Raw genomic sequence first — 19,403 nt, forward strand, 5'->3', positions numbered from 1 at the left:
GAGGCTTGCGGGTGGTGGCCGTGGGGGGATAGGACACGAAACTCGGCTACGACGCGTTCGACCACACGTGGAGCTGCTCTCGCAGCACTGAATTCAAGGTCCTGGACCTGGGGCGGTTACTCTGAGCGCCGTGTCTTCTCCCACCACTCCGCGACGCGTGTCGCTGCTGACCCTGGGCTGCGCCCGCAACGAGGTCGACTCCGAAGAGCTCGCCGGACGGCTCGGCGAGGGCGGCTGGGAGCTGGTGGACGAGGGCGCCGACGTCGTCGTCGTCAACACGTGCGGCTTCGTCGAGCAGGCGAAGAAGGACTCGGTCGACACGCTGCTCGCCGCGTCCGACACCGGCGCCAAGGTCGTCGCTGTCGGGTGCATGGCGGAGCGGTACGGCAAGGAGCTCGCGGACAGCCTTCCCGAGGCGGCCGCGGTCCTCGGCTTCGACCAGTACAACGACCTGGCCGAGCGGCTGCAGGACGTGCTGCACGGCAAGCCGGTCGAGTCGCACGTGCCGGTCGACCGCCGCACGCTGCTGCCGATCACGCCGGTCAAGCGCCAGGAGGCCAAGGACGCCGTCCAGGTTCCCGGGCACGGCTGGGGGCCGACCAAGGTCCAGCGCAAGCGCCTCGACGACGCTCCCGTGGCGCCGTTGAAGATCGCGTCCGGCTGTGACCGCCGGTGCAGCTTCTGCGCCATCCCGAGTTTCCGCGGCGCGTTCGTGTCGCGGCACCCGGACGAGATCGTTTCCGAGGCCATGTGGCTCGCCGAGAACGGCGTCAAGGAGCTGTTCCTCGTCAGCGAGAACTCGACGAGCTACGGCAAGGACCTGCCGCGCGAGCAGGGCGCCCTCGAACAGCTCCTCCCGCGGCTGGCGTCCATCCCCGGCGTCGAGCGGGTGCGGGTCAGCTACCTGCAGCCCGCCGAGACCAAGCCCAGCCTCGTCGCGGCCATCGCGAAGACCGCGAAGGTCGCGAACTACTTCGACATGTCGTTCCAGCACTCCAGCGAGAACGTGCTGCGGCGCATGCGCCGGTTCGGCGACACCGACAGCTTCCTCAAGCTCGTGTGGCAGATCCGCGAGCACGCGCCCGAGGCCGGCATCCGCAGCAACTTCATCGTCGGCTTCCCCGGCGAGACCGAGGCCGACCTGCGGGAGCTGGAGCGCTTCCTCACCGAGGCGCGCCTCGACGCGGTGGGCATCTTCGGTTACTCGGACGAGGACGGCACCGAGGCCGAGGGGCTCGACGGCAAGCTCGACGCGGACACCATCGCCGAACGCGTCCAGCGCATCGGCAACCTCGTCGAGGAGCTGACGAGCCAGCGCGCCGAGGACCGGGTCGGCACCGAGGTCGTCGTGCTCGTCGAGCAGGAGGAGGACGAGGAGAACGACTGCGTCGGCCGCGCCGAGCACCAGGCGCCCGAGGTCGACGGCGAGTGCATCGTGCTCGAGGCCGAGGAACTCAAGCGCGGTGACCTGGTCCGGTGCCGTGTCGTGGACTCCGAGGGCGTCGACCTGGTGGTCGAGGTCATCGAGGTGCTCCCGACATGACCGAGGCCAGGAAGGTGCCGCTGCTCAACGTCGCGAACATCCTCACGATGGCACGGCTGGCGCTCGTCCCGGTCTTCCTGTTCTCCCTGTTCGAAGCGGGTGGCTTCGACACCACGTGGCGCCTCATCGCGTTCGCGATCTTCGCCGTCGCGAGCTTCACCGACCACATCGACGGCACGCTCGCGCGCAAGCACGGGCTGATCACCGACTTCGGCAAGATCGCCGACCCGATCGCGGACAAGGCGTTGACCGGCTCCGCGCTGGTGGGTCTGAGCATCCTCGACGTGCTGCCGTGGTGGATCACGATCGTCATCGCCGTGCGTGAGGTCGGCATCACACTGCTGCGGTTCTGGGTGATCCGCTACGGCGTCATCCCGGCCAGCCGCGGCGGCAAGGCCAAGACGCTGGCCCAGGTCATCGCCATCGGGTTGTTCGTGCTCCCGCAGAACGACGTGCTGCAGCTCGCCGCCTGGGTGATCATGGCGATCGCGCTGGTCCTCACGGTCGTGACGGGAATCGATTACGTCATCCGAGCGTTCAAGTTGAAAGCCCGCGCGGGCAGGGCGGTGGCGTGACGAACGTCGTCGAGCTGCTGAAGGCGCGTGGGCAGACCGTCGCCACCGCCGAGTCGCTGACCGCGGGTCTGCTGTGCGCGACGATCGTCGACACGCCGGGGGCGAGTGCCGTCGTCCGCGGTGGGTTGATCGTCTACGCGACCGAGCTCAAACACGAGCTCGCGGGCGTGAATCAGCAGTTGCTCGACGAGCACGGTGCGGTGCACCCCGACGTCGCGGTCCAACTGGCCGAGGGAGCCCGGAAACGGTGCGAATCGGACTGGGGGATCGGGTTGACCGGGGTCGCCGGACCCGACCCGCAGGACGGAGTCGCTCCGGGGACGGTCCACATCGGCTTGAGCGGGCCTGGAGTGTCCACAGTGCGGACAATCACTGTGAGTGGTGACCGCAGAGCGGTCCGTTCCGCCGCTGTGGAAAAAGCGCTGGTCCTGCTGTCGGATCATCTGCTGATCACCGAGGACGGGAACAAATGATGACTCCGCGTTCGTTCGCCCTGGGCGGACGTGTTCGGAAGTCAGTGCCCGTTGTCGGTGTCGATCGGTAACGTAGGGACACGGCCGGCCGGAAGGAGGCGCGCGATGACCGTGCTGCTACGCGAGGCGATCGGTGATCGACTTCGCCATGCCCGCACCAACCAACGCCGCACGCTGCGCGAGGTCTCTCGGACCGCCCGCGTGAGCCTGGGGTACCTGTCCGAGGTGGAGCGCGGACGCAAAGAGGCGTCCAGCGAGCTCCTCGCGGCCATCTGTGAAGCATTGGAACTGCCGCTGTCCGAGCTGTTGCACCACGTCGCCTCCGACATCGGCGCCGTCCAGCAGACGCCGGACACGGTGCCGGACACCGTCCCGGACGGCCGCACGGAGCGGGGCAAGCTGGAGGGTGGCCGCGTGCTGCCGTCCACGCTCTCGGACGACCTGTCCGACCTGCGCCTGCAGCCGATGCTCAGTCACCGGCTCACGAGCAAGATCGGCGAGAAGGCCAAGGCAGTCGTCGCGGCGTGACCCCCGATGTCGTTCCGGCCCCGTCCACCACCAGGTGGGCGGGGCCGCCGGCGTTCGGGGAACGTGTCGTCTGCTGTGGTCCCCGCCACGTCACGGTCTGCAACAAGAAAGCGCCTTCGTACGTTCAACTGACAACGGCGCCGGCGCGTTGAACGGCAGGCAACGGCTTGGCCACAGCACGCTGGGTCACCGCGTCTCCGGGCGCGGGTGCGGGCAGGATTGGCACGTCGTCAGGCGTGTTCTCCTAAGTCCCGGGGTGGGTCAGGGTGTTCCCGGATATCTCCCCGTGTCGGTGGATACCCCGGCGCACAATTGAGACGATGGATCCAACACCGGCACCGAGAAGGCAGGCGTAGGAGATGGCCAGTCCGTTCGCGAAGTTCTGGAAGTACCTGATGGCATCGTTCTCGTCGAAGATCGACGAGCACGCTGACCCGAAGGTGCAGATCCAGCAGGCCATCGAGGAGGCGCAGCGTCAGCACCAGGCGCTCTCTCAGCAGGCCGCGGCCGTCATCGGCAACCAGCGGCAGCTGGAGATGAAGTTGAACCGGCAGCTCGGCGACGTCGAGAAGCTGCAGGCCTCCGCCCGTCAGGCGCTCGTGCTCGCCGACGAGGCGCGCTCGAAGGGCGACGAGCAGAAGGCCACCCAGTTCGAGAACGCCGCGCAGGGCTTCGCCACCCAGCTCGTCACCGCCGAGCAGGGCATCGAGGACCTCAAGACGCTGCACGACCAGTCGCTGCAGGCCGCCGCACAGGCCAAGCAGGCGGTCGAGCGCAACTCGATGATGCTGCAGCAGAAGCTGGCCGAGCGCACCAAGCTCCTCAGCCAGCTCGAGCAGGCCAAGATGCAGGAGCAGGTCTCCGCGTCGCTGACCCAGATGAGCGAGCTCGCCGCGCCGGGCAACGTGCCGTCGCTGGAAGAGGTCCGCGACAAGATCGAGAAGCGCTACACCACCGCGCTCGGGTCCGCCGAGCTCGCGCAGAACTCGGTGCAGGGCCGGATGCTCGAGGTGCAGGCCTCGACCACCCAGCTCGCCGGGTCGTCGCGCCTCGAGCAGATCCGCGCGTCCATGCACGGCGGTCAGGCGAACACGCCGCAGCAGGTGACGGCGGGCAACAGCGCCGCCGCGCAGATCCAGGCCGAGATCGCGCAGCGCGTCCAGCAGGAGCAGAAGACCACGCAGCAGCAGGTTCCGCCCGCCCAGAACTGACGGGCGGCGGAGCAGGAGGAGTCAGCAGGTGATCATGGAGCCCTGGAGAAACCGTCCCAACAACGAGATCGTCCGCAAGGTCGTCGGTGAGTTGGGTGCGTCGCTCCAGGGCCACCCGCTGGCCGAGCAGGCGCGCTACCGGCTGCAGAAGTGGAACGACCCGGTCGCCAAGCTCGAACGCAGGCGCAAGCGCACCAACGCCGTGCTCACGTTCTGGCTGGCTCTGATCACGATCTTCGGCACGCTCGCCGTCTTCGGCTTCACCGGCGTGCTCGGCACGTGGGCCGCGGTCGGCGGCACCATCGGTGCGGCCGTCCCAGGCCTGCTCGCCGTGCGCAGCGGGTTCAAGCTGCGCGAGCTGGGTGCCGCGCGGCAGCGGCTGGCGTTGTCGCCGCCGCCACCGCCCCGGCCGCCGTTGCCCGCGCACATCTCGGCCGCGCGGGTGCCGATGGAGAAGCTGCACAGCGCCGAGGACGCGATGACCCAGCTGCTCGTGCAGCTCGACTCGCCCGCGCTCACGACGATGCCGGCCGAGTCCGTCCAGCACGCCCGCCAGACCGCCCAGGAGGCCGCTGCGGCCATCCGTGCGGTGTCGGGGCAGCTGCAGGCCGTGGAACGTGCTCGCGACACCGCACCGCCGCTGGAGCGGGCTCCGTTGGTCGAAGGCATCCGGGTGCTCAGGATCCAGCTGGCGGACGGCGTGGACCGCTACTGTGCGTTGGTGGCCGCCGCAGGTCAGGCGCTGGCGGCGAGCACGCAGTTCCAGGACCCGCGCGAGGTCTTGGACGACGCTACGGACCACATGGCCGGCCTGGCTTCGGCAATGCGCGACGTATCAGGCTATTCAGCGCACTGATTGTGACTCTGGGTGATCACATGCGCCTATTAGGCGGTTCTCTCTGGAGATCCTTAGGGCAATCGTGTGATTATCAGACCGTTATCTAGCCGTAGCCACTACATGGCGTGGCAGGATTCCGGGGCCGGTCTGCGGGAAGTCCGGCTGAATTGCCGGGAGGCAGTGCGTTGGCGTTGTGGACCGTGCACGGGGACGGTCGGATCACCGACAGTGAAACCGTCGCGCCCCAGGAACGGGTGAGCTGGCCGCTCACCATCGGGTTCGGAGTGCAGCACCTGGTCGCCATGTTCGGCGCGACCGTGCTCGTTCCCGCCGCCACCGGTCTCCCCGTCGCCACCACGCTGCTGTTCTCCGGCCTGGGCACGCTGCTGTTCCTGGTGATCACCAAGAACCGCGTCCCGAGCTACCTGGGTTCGTCCTTCGCCTTCGTCGCGCCCCTGGTGGCCGCGCGTGAACAGGGCATCTCCGCGCAACTGGGCGGCGTCGTCGCCGCGGGCCTGCTGGTGATCGTCGTCGGCATCGCGGTCAAGGCGCTCGGCGTCCGGCTGCTGGAGTCGGTCATGCCGCCGGTCGTCACCGGCGCCGTCGTGATCATCATCGGCCTGAACCTCTCGCACCAGGCCACCTCGGACTTCGCCGAGCAGCCCCTGCTGGCCGCTCTGACCACCGGGGTGATCCTGCTGGCCGGCGTGCTCGGCCGCGGCCTTGTGTTCCGGTTCTCGGTTCTCATCGGCTTCGTCGCGGTCTGGATGGGCGGCCTCGCGTTCGGCGCCGTGCCCTCCGAGCGGATCGCCGCGCTGCGCGACGCGGCGTGGTTCGGCCTGCCGAAGCTGTACCAGCCGGAGCTGCGGCCGTCCGTCGTGCTGCTGACGCTGCCCGTGGTGATCGTGCTGGTCGCCGAGGTCGTCGGGCACGTGAAGGCGGTCGCGGCGCTGACCGGGCGCAACCTCGACGGCAGCGCGGGCGACGCGATCATCGCGAACGGCCTGTCGACGGCGTTGTCGGGCCTCGGCGGAGGCGCCGGGACGACGACGTACTCCGAGAACATCGGCGTGATGGCGGTGACCCGCGTCTACACGACGGCGGCGTTCGCGTTCGCCGGCGTGTTCGCCGCGGCCCTGGCGTTCTCCCCGAAGGCCATCGCGCTGTTCGGCACCATCCCGCCGGGTGTGCTCGGCGGCTGCACGCTGGTGCTCTACGGCCTGATCGTGCTGATCGGCGTGCGGATCTGGATGGACCGCGGGGTCGACCTCGCGAACCCGGTGAACGCGATGGTCGGCGGCGCGGCGCTGGTGGCCGGCGTCGGTGACCTGACCATCGGGATCGGCGACCTGGAGATGGGCGGCATGGTCTGGGGCTCGCTGCTCGTCGTGATCCTGCATCCGGTGATGCGCTGGCTGCGGGCCGCACGCCGCAACTAGGGCTTCGGTGTCAGTCCACTGTGGATAGAGTCCGGTTGATCCGCGACACCAGCCCTGGCCCTTCGTAGATGAACCCGGTGTAGATCTGCACCAGGCTCGCGCCCGCGTCGACCATGCGCTTGGCGTCGTCGGCGGTCGCGATGCCGCCGACGCCGATGACCGGCAGGTCGCTGTTGCGCGTGATGAACCGGACCACGTCGTTCGCCCGCTGGGTGAGCGGCCTGCCGCTGAGACCGCCGGTCTCGCTCTGGTGGGCGCTCGTGAGGCCCTCACGGCTGAGGGTGGTGTTCGTGGCGATGAGGCCCTTGATGCCGTTGTCGACGCACACCTGGATGACCTCGGCGATGGCGTCCTCGGTGAGGTCCGGCGCGATCTTGACCAGCATCGGCTTGTCCGTGGCGCGCGTGAGCGTTTGAACCAGTTCGGTGAGCGCGCCCTTGTCCTGCAGGCTGCGCAGACCCGGCGTGTTGGGCGAGCTGACGTTGATGGCGTAGTAGTCGCCGTGGTTCTTCAGGGCGTTCAGCGAGTTCAGGTAGTCCTGGACGGCGTCCTCGACCGGCGTGACCTTGGACTTGCCGAGGCTGATGCCCAGCGGGGCCCTGAGCGGCGTCCGGTCGAGCTTCGCGGCGAGTGCCTGCGCGCCCGCGTTGTTGAAGCCCATCCGGTTGATGATCGCCTCGTCCTCGCGGAGCCGGAACAGCCGCGGCTTCGGGTTGCCCGGCTGCGCGTGCCACGTCACGGTGCCGACCTCGACGAACCCGAACCCCAGCGCGGCCCACGCCGGTAGTGCGCGCCCGTCCTTGTCCAGGCCGGCCGCGAGACCCACCGGGTTCGGGAACCGGACGCCGAAGACGGTGCGCGGGTTGTTCTGGTTGCGGGCGAACCGCGCCAGCGGGCTCAGGCGCGCCATGACGTTCAGCGTGGTCTCGTGGACCCGCTCCGCGTCGCCGCCGTGCATTCCGAACAACGCCCTGCGAACCACCTGCTTGTAAACCACGCGCCCACCCTATAACGCCAGCTCAGGGTAGCCGCCGTCACAGGGGCTTCGGCACCTTGATCGTCGCCTGCTCGTCCAGCGGCATCCGGGGCTTGGTCCGGAACGTCACCGGCAGCCCCCGCAGTCCCCGGCTCCCGAGCGACACCCGCCACGCGAGTGGCCGCGAGGTGTCCAGGGCCAGCCCGGAGCAGCGCTCCAGCAGCGTCCGGAACGCGATCTCGCCCTCCAGCCGGGCCAGCGGCGCGCCCAGGCAGAAGTGGATGCCGTGCCCGAACGCCAGGTGCTGCCGGTCCGCCCGTTCGATGTTGAGCTGGCCGGCCCGCGGGTACCGGGTGCCGTCGTGCTCGGCCGAGGCCAGGGACAGCAGCACGACGTCGCCGGCGGGGATCTGCACGCCGCCGATCGTCAGCGGCCGCGTGGCGAACCGCAGCACGTGCGAGACCGGGCCGTCGAACCGCAGGAACTCCTCGATGGCGCCGGGCAGCAGCGACGACGAGCGCTGGAGCAGTTCGAGCTGCTCGGGGTGGCGCAGCAACGCCAGCGCGCCGTTGCCGACGAGGTCGACGGCCGTCGTGTACCCGGCCACGAGCAGCAGGAACGCGAGCGAGGCCAGTTCGCTGTCGGTCAGCGCGGCGTCGCCGGTCGCGCGGGCCAGGCCGCCGATCAGGTCGTCGTCGCCCGACGTCCGTTTGTGCGTCACGAGGTCGCGCAGGTAGCCGGAGGTCTCCTCGCGGGCCGAGGACGCGTCACCGTCGGCCAGACCGGTGACCACGTCCGCCCAGTACCAGAAGTTCTCCTGGTCGACGGCGGGGACACCGAGCAGTTCCATGATCACGGCGATCGGCAGCGGTGCGGCGAAGTCCGAGATCAGGTCGCAGCGCCCGGAGTCCGCGAACCCCTCGGCGAGCTGCGCCGCCAGCTGCTCGATCCGGGGGCGCAGGGCGGCGATGCGGCGGGGCGTGAGCTGGCTCGACACCGCGCGTCGCAGGCGGGTGTGGTCGGGCTCGTCGGTGTTCATCATGTGGTGCGACAGGTCGCCGAACCACCACGACGCGAAGTACGGGTGCCCGCGCAGGGGTTCGGCGAGCGCCGAGCCGTGTGAGGACAGCAGCGGGTCGTCCAGCGCGGCGCGCACGTCGGGGTGGCGGGTCACGAGCCACATCGGCGCTCCGAGGATCTCGACCCGGTGCACGGGGCCCGCGTCGCGCAGGCTCTTCAGCACCGCGTACGGGTCGTCGGTGAAGCCGGGGCGCAACGCATCCAGATTTACCGCCATATTCGAGGACACGGACAGCAGAGCGCTTTGGTTCAACCGGATTGGCATTGTGCGCAGAAGTACACGAATCTACCGTCGATCTCGTCCGATCGGACTCTTGTGCCACAACGCAAACATGGTTTGCCGGTCCGCTCGAAGACGTAGTGCCGCACGCGCGGATCACCGGTGGTGATCTGTTCCGGCCGCCACTGGTTCGCCTGCAACAGCTTCCGTGACAACGCGACCGCACGTGAGGCGTCCACGGATGACACCGGAGCCGTCGGCAGAACGCGCAACAGGAAACAAACTTCCGCGCGGTAGAGATTGCCGACGCCGGCCATGACCCGTTGATCCAACAATGCGAGACCGACGGGTCGGGAAGGGTCGGCGGTCAACCGCCGAACGGCCTCAGCGGCGTCGAATTCCGGTGCAAGAAGATCAGGTCCGAGATGGGAGATCAGTTCGTCCTCCCGCGAGGTCGGAACGAACTCCAGGTCGTGCAACGCGAATCCGATGGCCTGCCGGTCGTCGACCTCGAGCACCGCGCGGGCCTGGTGGCCTGGACGGCGCCAGCGCTCGCCGGGACGGTAGAGGTGCCACGCGCCGTCCATGCGGAAGTGGCTGCGCAGGCTGTTGCCGTCGGAGAAGCGCGTGAACATGTGCTTGCCGTACGTCCGCACGCCCAGCACGTCCAGTCCCGCCAGGTCCAGCGTGGACAGCCGGGGGTGCCGCAGCTCGCCGCGCAGCAGCGTCTTCCCGGCCAGCGCGTCGTTCATCCGGTGGCCGGCCAGGAAGACGGTGTCTCCCTCAGGCATCCACCGCCTCTTCGATCTCGTCGTCGTCGAAGTCGTGGTGCACGGCGCGGCGCCGGCTCCGCGAGATGCGCTGGATGCGGGCGAGCAGCAGGTTGAACGCCAGCGCGACCTCACGCGCGCCCGGAGTGCCCCACTCGTGGATCGGCATGCACGCGCCCTGTGCCTGCTGGACCGCGAGCCGGTCCGGCAGCGCCACCGGCATCACCAGCGGGCCGAAGATGTCGCGCAGCTCCTCGATGCGGAACTGGTGCTCGTGGGAGCGCGGCCGCACCCGGTTCACCACGACGCCCAGCGGCTGCAGGTCGGCGTTGTTGCTCTCCCGCTCGTTCTGCACCGCCTCGAACGCCCGCTGCACGCCCGCCACCGCGAACATCGTCGGTTCGGTGACCAGCAGCGCGCGGTCGGCCGCCACGAGCGCCGAACGGGTCAGCTGACCCAGTGACGGCGGGCAGTCGAGCAGCACGAGGTGGTACGGGAACTCGTCGTACATGTCCCGCAACGTGCGCAACGCGTCTTTCAGCCGGTGCAGCCGAGACTCGTTCGGATCCGGGTGGTTGAGCAGCTCGGCGTCCTCCGACCCGGACAGCACGTCGATGCCGTCACCCCACCTGCTGGGGCGGATCGCCTCTTCCAGGTTCTCCTCGGACGGGTCCTGCAGGACGTCGTAGATGCTCGCCTTGGACTCCTCGGGCTCGAGCGTCGACGTGGCGTTGCACTGCGGATCGAGATCGATCACGAGCGTGCGGACGCCACGGCGGAGAGCGGCTGAGGCGAGGCCGAGCACCACCGTCGTCTTGCCGACGCCTCCCTTGAGGCTGAGCACGGACACCGTATGCACAGACCCACTCTAGGGTCTCCTACTCTGTGAGCCATGCGACCGGACGCCGTACACAGGGTGCTCGACGCCGAACTGGCCGCCGCGCGCGAGCGCAGGGGCGGCGAACCACCGCGCGTGCTCGACGTCGGCGGTGGTAGCGGCGTCTGGGCCGTGCCCCTCGCCGCGGCGGGATGCGCGGTCACGGTGGTGGAACCGTCGCCGAACGCACTGGCCACGCTGAACGCCCGTGCGCGCGAGGCCGGGGTGACGATCGCCGCGGTCCAGGGGGACACGGACTCGTTGGGCGTCGCGGCTGGTGAGGCCGATCTGGTGCTGGCGCACGGCCTGCTGGAGATCGTGGACGACGCGTCGTCCGCGCTGTCCTCGCTGGCCGCGGCGGTGGCGCCGGGCGGAGCGGTGTCGGTGCTGGTCGCGAACAGGTTCGCGGCGATCCTGCACCGCGCGATCGCCGGCCGTATCGTCGACGCGCGAAGGTTGCTGGACGACGACGCCGGTCAGCTCGCGGGCACGCGTGACCCGCTGCAGCGCCGGTTCGACGTCCAGGGTCTCGAGAAGCTCGTTCTCGAGGCGGGGCTGTCCGTCGAGCTCCTGCAGGGTCATGGCATCGTTTCCGAACTCGTGCCCGGTGTGGTGCTGGACACGAATCCGGGTGCCGCCGACGCGCTCGCCGAGCTGGAACTGGCAGCCGCCACGCGGTCGCCGCTGCGGGACGTCGCCGCCCGGCTGCACGTGCTCGCCCGCCGTAGCGCCTGACATCGTTTGCATTCGGGACTTTTATGACCTGGATGAGTGGTCCCAAACAACGCGGCGGCGAAAGATAATGGCTCCGCTGCCGACGTAGGGACCGCGAGATGGAAAGTTCCGACCTGCTGGCCTCCTTGGTCAACGAGGCCGTGGCGGGTGATCGGCAAGCCGCTGAACGGCTGCTGGCCTCCGTGCGTCCACTGGTGGCGCGGTATTGCCGTGCGCGCGTCGGACGCAATGAACGGGCGTACGCGTCGGCGGACGACGTGGCCCAGGAAGTCTGCCTGGCGGTGCTGACGGCGCTGCCGAGCTACCGCGAGCAGGGTCGTCCCTTCCTGGCCTTCGTGTACGGCATCGCCTCGCACAAGGTCGCGGACGCGCACCGGGTGTCGGCGCGCAACCGCTCCGAGCCCGTCGCCGAGGTGCCGGACGGGCCGTCGCTGACCGTCGACCCCGAGGAGAACGCGCTGCTCGGCTCGCTCTCGGTGCGACTGGGGCAGTTGCTGAGGGGACTGCCGGACAAGCAGCGCGAGATCCTGCTGCTGCGTGTGGTGGTCGGTCTGACGGCGGAGGAGACTGCCGAGGCCACCGGGTCGACGCCAGGTGCCGTGCGGGTCGCTCAGCACCGCGCGCTGGCGAAGCTGCGCTCGTCCGTGGGGGTCGAGGAGCTGATTTGACCGGCGCCTTCTACGACGGACTGGCTGGGACGTACGACCTGATGTTCCCGGACTGGGACGCGTCGATGGCCCGGCAGGCGTCGCAACTCGCGGAGTTCGTTCCGCAGGGCGCGCGCGTTCTGGACTGTGCGTGTGGCATCGGCACGCAAGCGATCGGTCTGGCCATGCGCGGCTATGAGGTCGTGGGCACCGATCTGAGCCCTATGGCGGCTTCTCGAGCCGTTGCGGAGGCGTCTGCGCGTGGTGTCGCGTTGACCGTCGCGTCGGCGGACATGCGCTCGTTGCCGTTCGCCGATGGCTCGTTCGACGTCGTGCTCGCCGCGGACAACGCGGTGCCTCACCTGTTGGCCGCGGACGACGTGCTGGCGGCGTTGCGAGAGATGCGGCGGGTGTTGCGGCCCGGTGGGCGCCTCCTCCTTCTCTCGACGCGCGACTACGACGCGATCCGGCACGAACGGCCGTTGTCGACGCCGCCGTCGGTCGGGCCTGGGCGCGTCGTTTGGTTCCAGCTCTGGCACTGGGACGGCGATCAGTACGAATTGGAGATGTTCCGGCTGCATGAAGCCGAGTCGTGGCGCGTTGTGGTGAGCAAGGCACGATATTGGGCGATTACCCGTGATGAAATCACCGAATTGGCGGAACGCGCGGGTTTCGGTTACGTGGAGTGGTCGCTCGACGCCTATTGCCAACCGCTGTTCATTGCTACAAACGGGTGACGTTCGAAGTTTTTGCCTACTTTCCGCATAAGGAGTGACGCGTCGCACGTCTCCTCCACGGGACGTCGACGAGGGGACGCTTCGGATGGAGAGTTCGGCTTTGTCCGCAGAGCTGGTCAGACTGGCCGTGCTGGGCGACCGCAGGGCCGCTGACCAGCTACTTCGCCACATACGACCGCTGGTGGTGAAGTACTGTCGCGCGCGTGTGGGACGCTCCGCGACGACTGCGGACGACGTCGCGCAGGAGGTCTGCGTCGCCGTGCTGACGGCCCTGCCGAACTATCGGGAGCAGGGTAGGCCGTTCCTGGCGTTCGTCTACGGCATCGCGGCGCACAAGGTCGCCGACGCGCATCGGGCGATGGCTCGTAACCGTGCGGAGCCGATGGCGGACGTGCCCGATCAGGCCGTGCGAGGCGCCGGGCCGGAGGAGTTCGTCCTCCAGGACGAGTTGAACGGCACTCTGGGGCGGCTGCTGCACGTTCTGCCCGACAAGCAGCGCGAGATCCTCGTGCTGCGCGTCGTGGTCGGCCTGTCGGCGGAGGAGACTGCGGAGGCCGTGGGCTCGACGCCGGGTGCGGTACGCGTGGCCCAGCACCGCGCGCTCGGTCGTCTGCGCAAGGAAATCGCGGCATTGAGTCTCCCGATCGGGTGACATTCGTTTGCTTTTGTGACCAGTCGTGGGGAGTGCGTGGGGTGGACGTACCCAAACGACATACCTAGAGGCAGGAAGACACCGACATAAGGACCAGGGGGCATGGGAAGTTCGGACTCAGCGCTTGCCGCCGAGCGGCTGCGTGTGGACGGGGTGCTGGTCCAGCACTTCCGCGAGTCTGGGCTGTCCGGCACACGCTGGGACCAGTTCCACCGTCAGCTCCTCGCGTACGGGCTCACGATCGTCACGAAGCTCGTGCGGTCGGGCGCGATGTTCGCGCGCTGCGGGCAACAGGGCCGTTTCCTGCACCGGCAGGAGATCCCGCCGCAGGAGGCGGAGGAGCTGGCGAGCGACGCGGTCTACGACGGGTACGTCTACTTCCGCGACCGGGGGTTGCTCGGCAGGGAGTGGGCGGTCGAGCGCGGCCAGCCGTTGAACGAGTACTTCGTCAACGCCTGCGTGTTCGCGTTCCCGAACGTCTACCGGCGCTGGCAGACGCGGGTGAACGGCTGGCAGGACGTGCGGCTGGTCGACACCCTCGCCTCGCTCGAGAACGTCGTGGCCGAGGGCACGCCCGAGGACGCGGTCATCGAGCAGCAGGCCGTCGACGCGGCGTTCGCCGCGCTGAGCGAGGACAGCAGGCGGTTGCTCTTCCTTCATGACCAGGGCTATTCGCATGCGGAGATCGGTGAGTTGTTGCGACTCACCCCGCGCGCGGTCGAAGGACGGATCCGGCGGGCGCGTCTCGCGGTGCGCCGGCGTCCAGAAGAGGAACGGTGATCTGCGTGGAGTTCACACCCGGCCTGCACCGAAAGGTTCCCGCGGAAGCCGTTCAGCGCTCCTCCGTCGGTGGTCCGGTCTCCGCATCGCCGAGCACTGTCGACGCGCTCGTGGAACGGACCGCCGGTGGCGCTCAGGAGCCGGTCGACCCGCCTGCGCCGACTTACTACTCACGCCGCCCGGACACCGCTGACGAGCACGTCGCGCGCGCTGTGGCCGGTGATCGCGTCGCCATCGAACGGCTGCTCGGCACCATCAGGCCGTTGGTCGTTCGGTACTGCCGTGCGCGCGTTGGATCGTTCGCGTCGGCGGACGACGTTGCGCAGGACGTGTGCCTGGCCGTGCTGACCTCGTTGCCGTCCTACCGTGATCAGGGGCGGCCGTTCCTGGCGTTCGTGTACGGGATCGCGGCGCACAAGGTGGCGGACTCTTTCCGGAACTTCTCCCGCAACCGCGCGGAGGCGGTGCCCGAGCTGCCGGAGTCGATGGACACCGCCGCCGGGCCTGAGCAGCGCGCGATGCAGGGAGAGCTCTCCGCCCAGATGGCGACGCTGCTGCGTGTGTTGCCCGAGAAGCAGCGGGAGATCGTCGTGCTGCGCGTGATGGTGGGGTTGTCGGCGGAGGAGACGGCCGAGGCGGTCGGGTCGACGCCCGGTGCGGTGCGGGTGGCTCAGCACCGGGCGCTGTCGCGGCTGCGCAAGGAGCTCAGTGCCGCCAGCGAGTGACGTTGGCGATCCCCTGCGGGCTCGCGTCCTTGTAGCGCTCCATCTCGCCGCGCCGCACGTCGACGATCGTGCCCGCCAGTTCCTTGCCGAACGCCTCGGTGAGCACGCCGTCCTTCTCGAACTCGTCGACGGCCTCCCTCAGCGACGTGGGCAGGCGGGGGACGCCGTCGAGCAGCGCCGGGTCGACGCTGAGGCCGTCCGGTAGCTCGGCCTGGGTGGCGATGCCGTCGAGGCCGGCCGCGACGACGCCCGCGACGACGAGGTACGGGTTCGCGGTCAGGTCGAAGCACTTGATCTCCAGGTTGTCCTGGATCAGGCGCAGGGCCGTTTCGCGGTTCTCCTCGCCCCACGCCACGAACGGTGCCGACCACGTGTGCGGTACGAGCCTGAGGTAGCTCGCGAGAGAGGGGCAGCCGATCGCGCACAACGCGCGGATGTGGTTGAGCACGCCCGCGCTGAACCGCCTCGCCTCGTCCTGGAAGCCGTCGAAGAGGTTCACACCGTCGCGCCAGAGGCTGAGGTGCAGGTGGCCGCCGTTGCCCACGCCGCCGTTGATGACCTTCGGGGAGAACGACGGGCGCATGCCGTGCCGGATCGTGACGGCGCGGATCGTCTCCTTGACCAGTACCGCGGTGTCCGCCGCCGCGACCGGGTCTTCTGGCGCGGTGGAGACCTCGAACTGGCCCGCCGCGTACTCGGGGTGGAACTGGAGGACCTCGACGTCCTGCTGGTCCAGGGCGTCGAGGAGGTCGACGCAGTAGTCGGACAGCTCGACCTGGCGCGCGTGGCCGTACGCGGAGCCGGACGTCGCCGGGACCCAGTCGTCGGTGTCGGACCTGCCGACGCACCACTCGATCTCGAAGCCCGCCTGGGCGGTGAGGCCCTGGCCGGCGAGGTTCCGCACGGCCTTGCGGGCCTGCAGGCGCTGGTCCATCGGGTAGGGGACACCGCTCTGGAAGTGGCGGTCGGCGGGCGCCCACGCCCAGCCCGGCTGGCCCGCGAGCACCGTGAGGCGATCGAGATCGGGGTGCAGCCGCAGGTCGCCGACCGGGCCGCCGGCAAACCGGCCCTGGATGATCCAGTCGTCGAACAGGAAGACGTCGAACACCGGTGACGCACCCACGCCGTGTGCTGCCGCGTGGGCCAGTCTGCGCAGAGGCACCGACTTCGTGCGGGTGATTCCGCTGTTGTCGACCCAGGTGAGCGCCACCACGCTCACGTCCCTCGCGTTGAGCCCGTCGAAGAGCTCCGTCGCCCGATCGAACCGCTGGTCCCGTTCCGCTGAGTCCACGATCCTAAGGTTATGGGCACATTGCCGTTCGTCGCCGAACTCGGGCTGATCGATCACCACTGTCACGGCGTGCTGCGCACCGACAGCACGCTCGTGGAGTTCGAGTCGTTGTTGTTGGAGGCCGACGGGGTCCCGTCGCTGGGCGGGACCCTCTTCGACTCGGCGGTGGGGTTCGCGGTGCGGCGGTGGTGCGCTCCGCTGCTGGACCTGCCGCGGCACGCCTCCGCCGAGGAGTACCTCGAACGGCGGAACTCGCTGCATATCGCCGAGGTGTCGCGGACGTTCCTGATGGCGTCCGGGATCCACACGTTCCTGGTGGACGGCGGGTTCCAGGCCGACCGGCTGCTGTCCGGCACGGAGCTGGCGTCGCTGGGAGGGGGTGTCGCGCACGAGATCGTGCGGCTGGAGGCGTTGGCCGAGGAGGTGAGGCCCGCGGTCTCGCCCGCGGAGTTCCTTTCCGAGGTGCGGTCGAGGCTGGCTTCCTCGTCGGCGGTGGGGGCCAAGTCCGTCGCGGCCTACCGGATCGGGCTGGGACTACCCGGTGTCCGGCCCGCTGACGCGGACGTGGTCGCGGCGCTGGGGAAGTGGTCGTCGGGGCGGTTGGCGGACCCGGTGGTGATCACGTGGCTGGCGTGGGAGGCGTTGGACGCCGGGCTGCCGTTGCAGTTCCACGTGGGCTACGGCGACTCGGACCTCGATCTGCACTTGTGCGATCCGTCGCTGCTGACGCCGTTCTTGCGTGCGACTTCGGGGTTGGGTGTGCCGGTGCTGCTGTTGCACAACTACCCGTTCCACCGGCAGGCGGGATACCTGGCCCAGGTTTTCCCGCACGTGTTCTGCGATCTGGGGCTGGCGACGCACGGGCTGGGGCATCAGGCGTCGCGGGTGTTCGCCGAGGCGTTGGAGATCGTGCCTTACGGCAAGTTCCTGTTCTCCTCGGACGCCTTCGCCCTGCCCGAGTTGTACTACCTCGGCGCGTTGCTGTTCCGGCAGGCGTTGTCGGACTTCCTGGCGGATGGGCTGCGGCGTGATGCGTTCCTCGAGGAGGACGCGCATCGCATCGCACGGCTCATCGCGTCGGAGAACGCGGCGCGGGTGTACAAACTGTAGGATTTGCCTCGAACTGGCGTTCGAGAGGGGTGTTCATGGGTCGCAGTGCGAGCCTGCCACGCGGCCTGCGCGACCGGTTCCGTGCGCGTGACGGTGTGTGGCCTGACGACACGGGCTGCCGGATGCTGCATGTCGACATGGACGCCTTCTACGCGTCGGTGGAGATCCGCGAACGCCCGGAGCTCGCGTCCGTGCCTGTCGTCGTCGGTGGCGTCAGCGGGCGTGGTGTCGTGTGTTCCGCCAACTACATCGCGCGTGAGTACGGCGTGCGTTCCGCGATGCCTACGGCGCATGCTCGCCGTTTGGCGCCTCATGCCGTGTACCTGTCGCCGCAGTTCGACCTCTACCAGGAGGTCTCGCGCGGGGTCATGGCGATCTTCCGTGACATCACGCCGCTGGTGGAGCCGTTGTCCTTGGACGAGGCTTTTCTCGATGTCGGCGGCGCTCTTCGCCGTCTCGGTCTCACACCGGGCGGCGTGGGGGAGTTGATCCGGTCGCGGGTGTTCGCCGATCACGGCGTGAGTTGTTCCGTCGGTGTGGCGTCGACGAAGTTCCTCGCGAAGCTCGCGTCCGGCATGTGCAAGCCCGACGGCATGATGGTCGTGCCTGCTGCTGCTTCGCTGGAGTTCCTGCACCCGCTGCCGGTGTCGGCGCTGTGGGGTGTGGGTGCGAAAACCGCTGCGCGCCTTGAGGAAAAGGGCCTGGAGACGGTCGGTCAGGTCGCCGCCACGCCGTTGCCGAGGCTGCGTCGCATGATCGGCGTCGCGCTGGCCGAGCACCTTTACGCGTTGGCCAGGGGCGTGGACGACCGCGCGGTGGTGCCGGAGTCGCGGGAGAAGTCCATCGGGGCCGAGGAGACCTTCGAGGTCGACCACCTCGACCGCGCCGTGCTGCGGCTGGAACTGCTGCGGCTGTCCGAACGTTCGGCAGGGTCGTTGCGCGCCAAGGGTTTGCGCGGGCGGACGGTGTCGATCAAGGTCCGCTTCTCCGACTTCTCGACGATCACGCGGTCGCGCACCCTGCCGGTGGCGACCGACGTGACCCAGGAGGTCTACCGGGTCGCCGCCGAGCTGCTCGACACCCAGGTCCCGCCCGGCGCGGTCCGTCTGATCGGCGTCCGGATCGAGGGACTTGACAACGCCGACTCCGCCCAGCAACTGATCTTCGACGCGCCCGAACGCGGCTGGCGCGAAGCCGAACAAGCCGCTGACCAGGCCCGTTCCCGCTTCGGCTCGCTAGCCGTCCGCCCAGCCTCCCTGCTGAGCGACAGTCCGGAAAGGACAGCAGAGTTCGATCCGAAGCCCGAGTGATCGCGACTTGTCCACAACCCGGAACTTGTCCACAGCTTGCGATCACCCGCTGTTCCCCCCAAGCTCCGCCGGCGCACCATGAACCCATGCGCCACCCCATCGACCTCGAAGCCCTGGGCACCCTCTTCGTCCACCGCGTGGCCCCCGTGGCAGCCCTGATCCACATAGGACTGTCGTCGGCCCTGATCGACGAACGCGCCCGCCCAGGCGGCCCCTGGCAACGCCTGTTCCCGAGCATCTTCCTGCTGTCCCGAGCAGGCCCCTCCCGCGAACAACTGGTGCAGGCGGCCCTCCTCTACGCCGGCGAGCGCGCCATGCTCACCGCCTTCGACGCCCTCTACCTGCACGGCATGAGATCCGTCCTGCCCACGGCAGACGCCATCCACGTCCTGGCCCCGCGCCACTCGAAAGCCTGCGGCCACGCCATCCTGCACCTGGAACGAACGGACCGCCTCCCCAAACCGGCCCTGCGCCGAGGCTTCCACGTGGCCCCACTGGAACGCGCCGCGGTCGACGCGATCCGCCGCACCCGCTCCATCGCCGACACCAAAGCCATCCTCGAGGAGGTAGCGCACTTCGTAGGCCTCCCAGCCCTCCGAGCCGAACTGGCCATGGCCCCGCGCAAGGGCACCACCCTGGCCCGCAAACTCCTGGGCGACTCCCCGGCTCGCCAGCTGGAGCTGGCCGTGCTGGACCGCCGCCCACCCTCCGTCCCCCAAGCCCGAACCCCCCAACCAATCGGCTGACCCACCCCGCCAGGCCCAGGCGGGCTCAGCGGCACCGCACCGGGTGCCGCGAGGCGCTGCCATCGTCCGAGCAACAGGGACGGCGGCACGCGCTCAACGCACCCACCGCGGGCCGTGGTCGGGGTCCGCGGCGGTGCGGC

At 69.2% G+C, this 19,403-nt stretch carries 21 protein-coding genes; 16 read left to right on the top strand and 5 right to left on the bottom strand.

From position 1 onward, the window contains the following. The first annotated feature begins 130 nt into the window (after positions 1 to 130). From rimO to ACRSBM_RS05440, 7 genes are all read left to right on the top strand, one after another. Positions 131 to 1,543: a 30S ribosomal protein S12 methylthiotransferase RimO gene (gene rimO, locus ACRSBM_RS05410; RefSeq protein ID WP_434440305.1), complete on the top strand. Its 1,413-nt coding sequence runs from the start codon at positions 131 to 133 to the stop codon at positions 1,541 to 1,543. After that, entirely contained in the window at positions 1,540 to 2,118 is a 579-nt protein-coding gene (gene pgsA, locus ACRSBM_RS05415; protein ID WP_434440307.1) for a CDP-diacylglycerol--glycerol-3-phosphate 3-phosphatidyltransferase, read from the top strand. Before rimO ends, pgsA begins: the two co-directional genes overlap by 4 nt. Beyond that, positions 2,115 to 2,591 (top strand): CinA family protein, encoded by a 477-nt coding sequence (locus ACRSBM_RS05420; protein WP_434440309.1) that lies wholly within the window; start codon positions 2,115 to 2,117, stop codon positions 2,589 to 2,591. Before pgsA ends, ACRSBM_RS05420 begins: the two co-directional genes overlap by 4 nt. 105 nt (positions 2,592 to 2,696) lie before the next feature. Further along, a complete protein-coding gene (locus tag ACRSBM_RS05425; protein WP_434440311.1) occupies positions 2,697 to 3,119 on the top strand; it encodes a helix-turn-helix domain-containing protein in 423 nt (140 codons plus the stop codon). A gap of 359 nt (positions 3,120 to 3,478) precedes the next feature. Further along, entirely contained in the window at positions 3,479 to 4,330 is an 852-nt protein-coding gene (locus ACRSBM_RS05430; RefSeq protein ID WP_434440312.1) for a PspA/IM30 family protein, read from the top strand. 34 nt (positions 4,331 to 4,364) lie between these two features. Next, complete coding sequence (pspM, locus tag ACRSBM_RS05435) at positions 4,365 to 5,186, top strand: phage shock envelope stress response protein PspM (protein WP_434440314.1); 822 nt, start codon at positions 4,365 to 4,367, stop codon at positions 5,184 to 5,186. Positions 5,187 to 5,368: 182 nt separating this feature from the next. Further along, complete coding sequence (locus ACRSBM_RS05440; RefSeq protein WP_434440316.1) at positions 5,369 to 6,607, top strand: uracil-xanthine permease family protein; 1,239 nt, start codon at positions 5,369 to 5,371, stop codon at positions 6,605 to 6,607. Between the two features lie 10 nt (positions 6,608 to 6,617). On the opposite strand, the gene ACRSBM_RS05445 is transcribed toward ACRSBM_RS05440, so the two are convergent. Genes ACRSBM_RS05445 through ACRSBM_RS05460 form a run of 4 tightly spaced genes read right to left on the bottom strand, consistent with a single transcriptional unit; the run spans position 6,618 to position 10,512 of the window. After that, entirely contained in the window at positions 6,618 to 7,604 is a 987-nt protein-coding gene (locus tag ACRSBM_RS05445) for a quinone-dependent dihydroorotate dehydrogenase (RefSeq protein ID WP_434440318.1), read from the bottom strand. A gap of 37 nt (positions 7,605 to 7,641) precedes the next feature. Continuing rightward, entirely contained in the window at positions 7,642 to 8,880 is a 1,239-nt protein-coding gene (locus ACRSBM_RS05450; protein ID WP_434440320.1) for a cytochrome P450 family protein, read from the bottom strand. A 32-nt stretch (positions 8,881 to 8,912) separates the two neighbouring features. After that, positions 8,913 to 9,674: a DNA-formamidopyrimidine glycosylase family protein gene (locus ACRSBM_RS05455; protein ID WP_434440322.1), complete on the bottom strand. Its 762-nt coding sequence runs from the start codon at positions 9,672 to 9,674 to the stop codon at positions 8,913 to 8,915. Then, positions 9,667 to 10,512, bottom strand: a complete 846-nt coding sequence (locus ACRSBM_RS05460; RefSeq protein ID WP_434440324.1) for a ParA family protein — start codon at positions 10,510 to 10,512, stop codon at positions 9,667 to 9,669. Before ACRSBM_RS05460 ends, ACRSBM_RS05455 begins: the two co-directional genes overlap by 8 nt. 33 nt (positions 10,513 to 10,545) lie before the next feature. On the opposite strand from ACRSBM_RS05460, the gene ACRSBM_RS05465 reads away from it, so the two are divergent. From ACRSBM_RS05465 to ACRSBM_RS05490, 6 genes are all read left to right on the top strand, one after another. Beyond that, the gene (locus ACRSBM_RS05465) at positions 10,546 to 11,265 is read left to right on the top strand and encodes a class I SAM-dependent methyltransferase (RefSeq protein ID WP_434440326.1); all 720 of its coding nucleotides are present in this window, start codon (positions 10,546 to 10,548) and stop codon (positions 11,263 to 11,265) included. 98 nt (positions 11,266 to 11,363) lie between these two features. Continuing rightward, complete coding sequence (locus ACRSBM_RS05470) at positions 11,364 to 11,933, top strand: sigma-70 family RNA polymerase sigma factor (protein ID WP_434440328.1); 570 nt, start codon at positions 11,364 to 11,366, stop codon at positions 11,931 to 11,933. Further along, entirely contained in the window at positions 11,930 to 12,649 is a 720-nt protein-coding gene (locus ACRSBM_RS05475) for a class I SAM-dependent methyltransferase (protein WP_434440330.1), read from the top strand. The genes ACRSBM_RS05470 and ACRSBM_RS05475 overlap by 4 nt, the downstream gene beginning before the upstream one ends. 85 nt (positions 12,650 to 12,734) lie before the next feature. Next, positions 12,735 to 13,301: a sigma-70 family RNA polymerase sigma factor gene (locus tag ACRSBM_RS05480; RefSeq protein ID WP_434440332.1), complete on the top strand. Its 567-nt coding sequence runs from the start codon at positions 12,735 to 12,737 to the stop codon at positions 13,299 to 13,301. Between the two features lie 102 nt (positions 13,302 to 13,403). Beyond that, entirely contained in the window at positions 13,404 to 14,081 is a 678-nt protein-coding gene (locus ACRSBM_RS05485) for an RNA polymerase sigma factor (RefSeq protein ID WP_434440333.1), read from the top strand. Positions 14,082 to 14,293: 212 nt separating this feature from the next. Then, positions 14,294 to 14,806, top strand: coding sequence for a sigma-70 family RNA polymerase sigma factor (locus ACRSBM_RS05490; RefSeq protein WP_434452975.1), 513 nt, complete (start codon positions 14,294 to 14,296; stop codon positions 14,804 to 14,806). Here the strand turns inward: ACRSBM_RS05490 and ACRSBM_RS05495 are convergent. Next, a complete protein-coding gene (locus ACRSBM_RS05495) occupies positions 14,787 to 16,097 on the bottom strand; it encodes a glutamine synthetase (RefSeq protein WP_434440334.1) in 1,311 nt (436 codons plus the stop codon). The two genes, ACRSBM_RS05490 and ACRSBM_RS05495, sit on opposite strands and share 20 nt — an antisense overlap. 12 nt (positions 16,098 to 16,109) lie before the next feature. Here ACRSBM_RS05495 and ACRSBM_RS05500 point away from each other — a divergent pair, with 12 nt between their 5' ends. From ACRSBM_RS05500 to ACRSBM_RS05510, 3 genes are all read left to right on the top strand, one after another. Then, entirely contained in the window at positions 16,110 to 17,207 is a 1,098-nt protein-coding gene (locus tag ACRSBM_RS05500; RefSeq protein WP_434440336.1) for an amidohydrolase family protein, read from the top strand. Between the two features lie 35 nt (positions 17,208 to 17,242). Next, complete coding sequence (locus tag ACRSBM_RS05505) at positions 17,243 to 18,517, top strand: DNA polymerase IV (protein ID WP_434440337.1); 1,275 nt, start codon at positions 17,243 to 17,245, stop codon at positions 18,515 to 18,517. An 86-nt stretch (positions 18,518 to 18,603) separates the two neighbouring features. Then, complete coding sequence (locus tag ACRSBM_RS05510; protein WP_434440338.1) at positions 18,604 to 19,263, top strand: hypothetical protein; 660 nt, start codon at positions 18,604 to 18,606, stop codon at positions 19,261 to 19,263. Positions 19,264 to 19,403: the final 140 nt, after the last annotated feature.

Origin of the sequence: Lentzea xerophila (assembly GCF_051094245.1) — a bacterium.
Taxonomy (GTDB): Bacteria; Actinomycetota; Actinomycetes; order Mycobacteriales; family Pseudonocardiaceae; genus Lentzea; species Lentzea xerophila.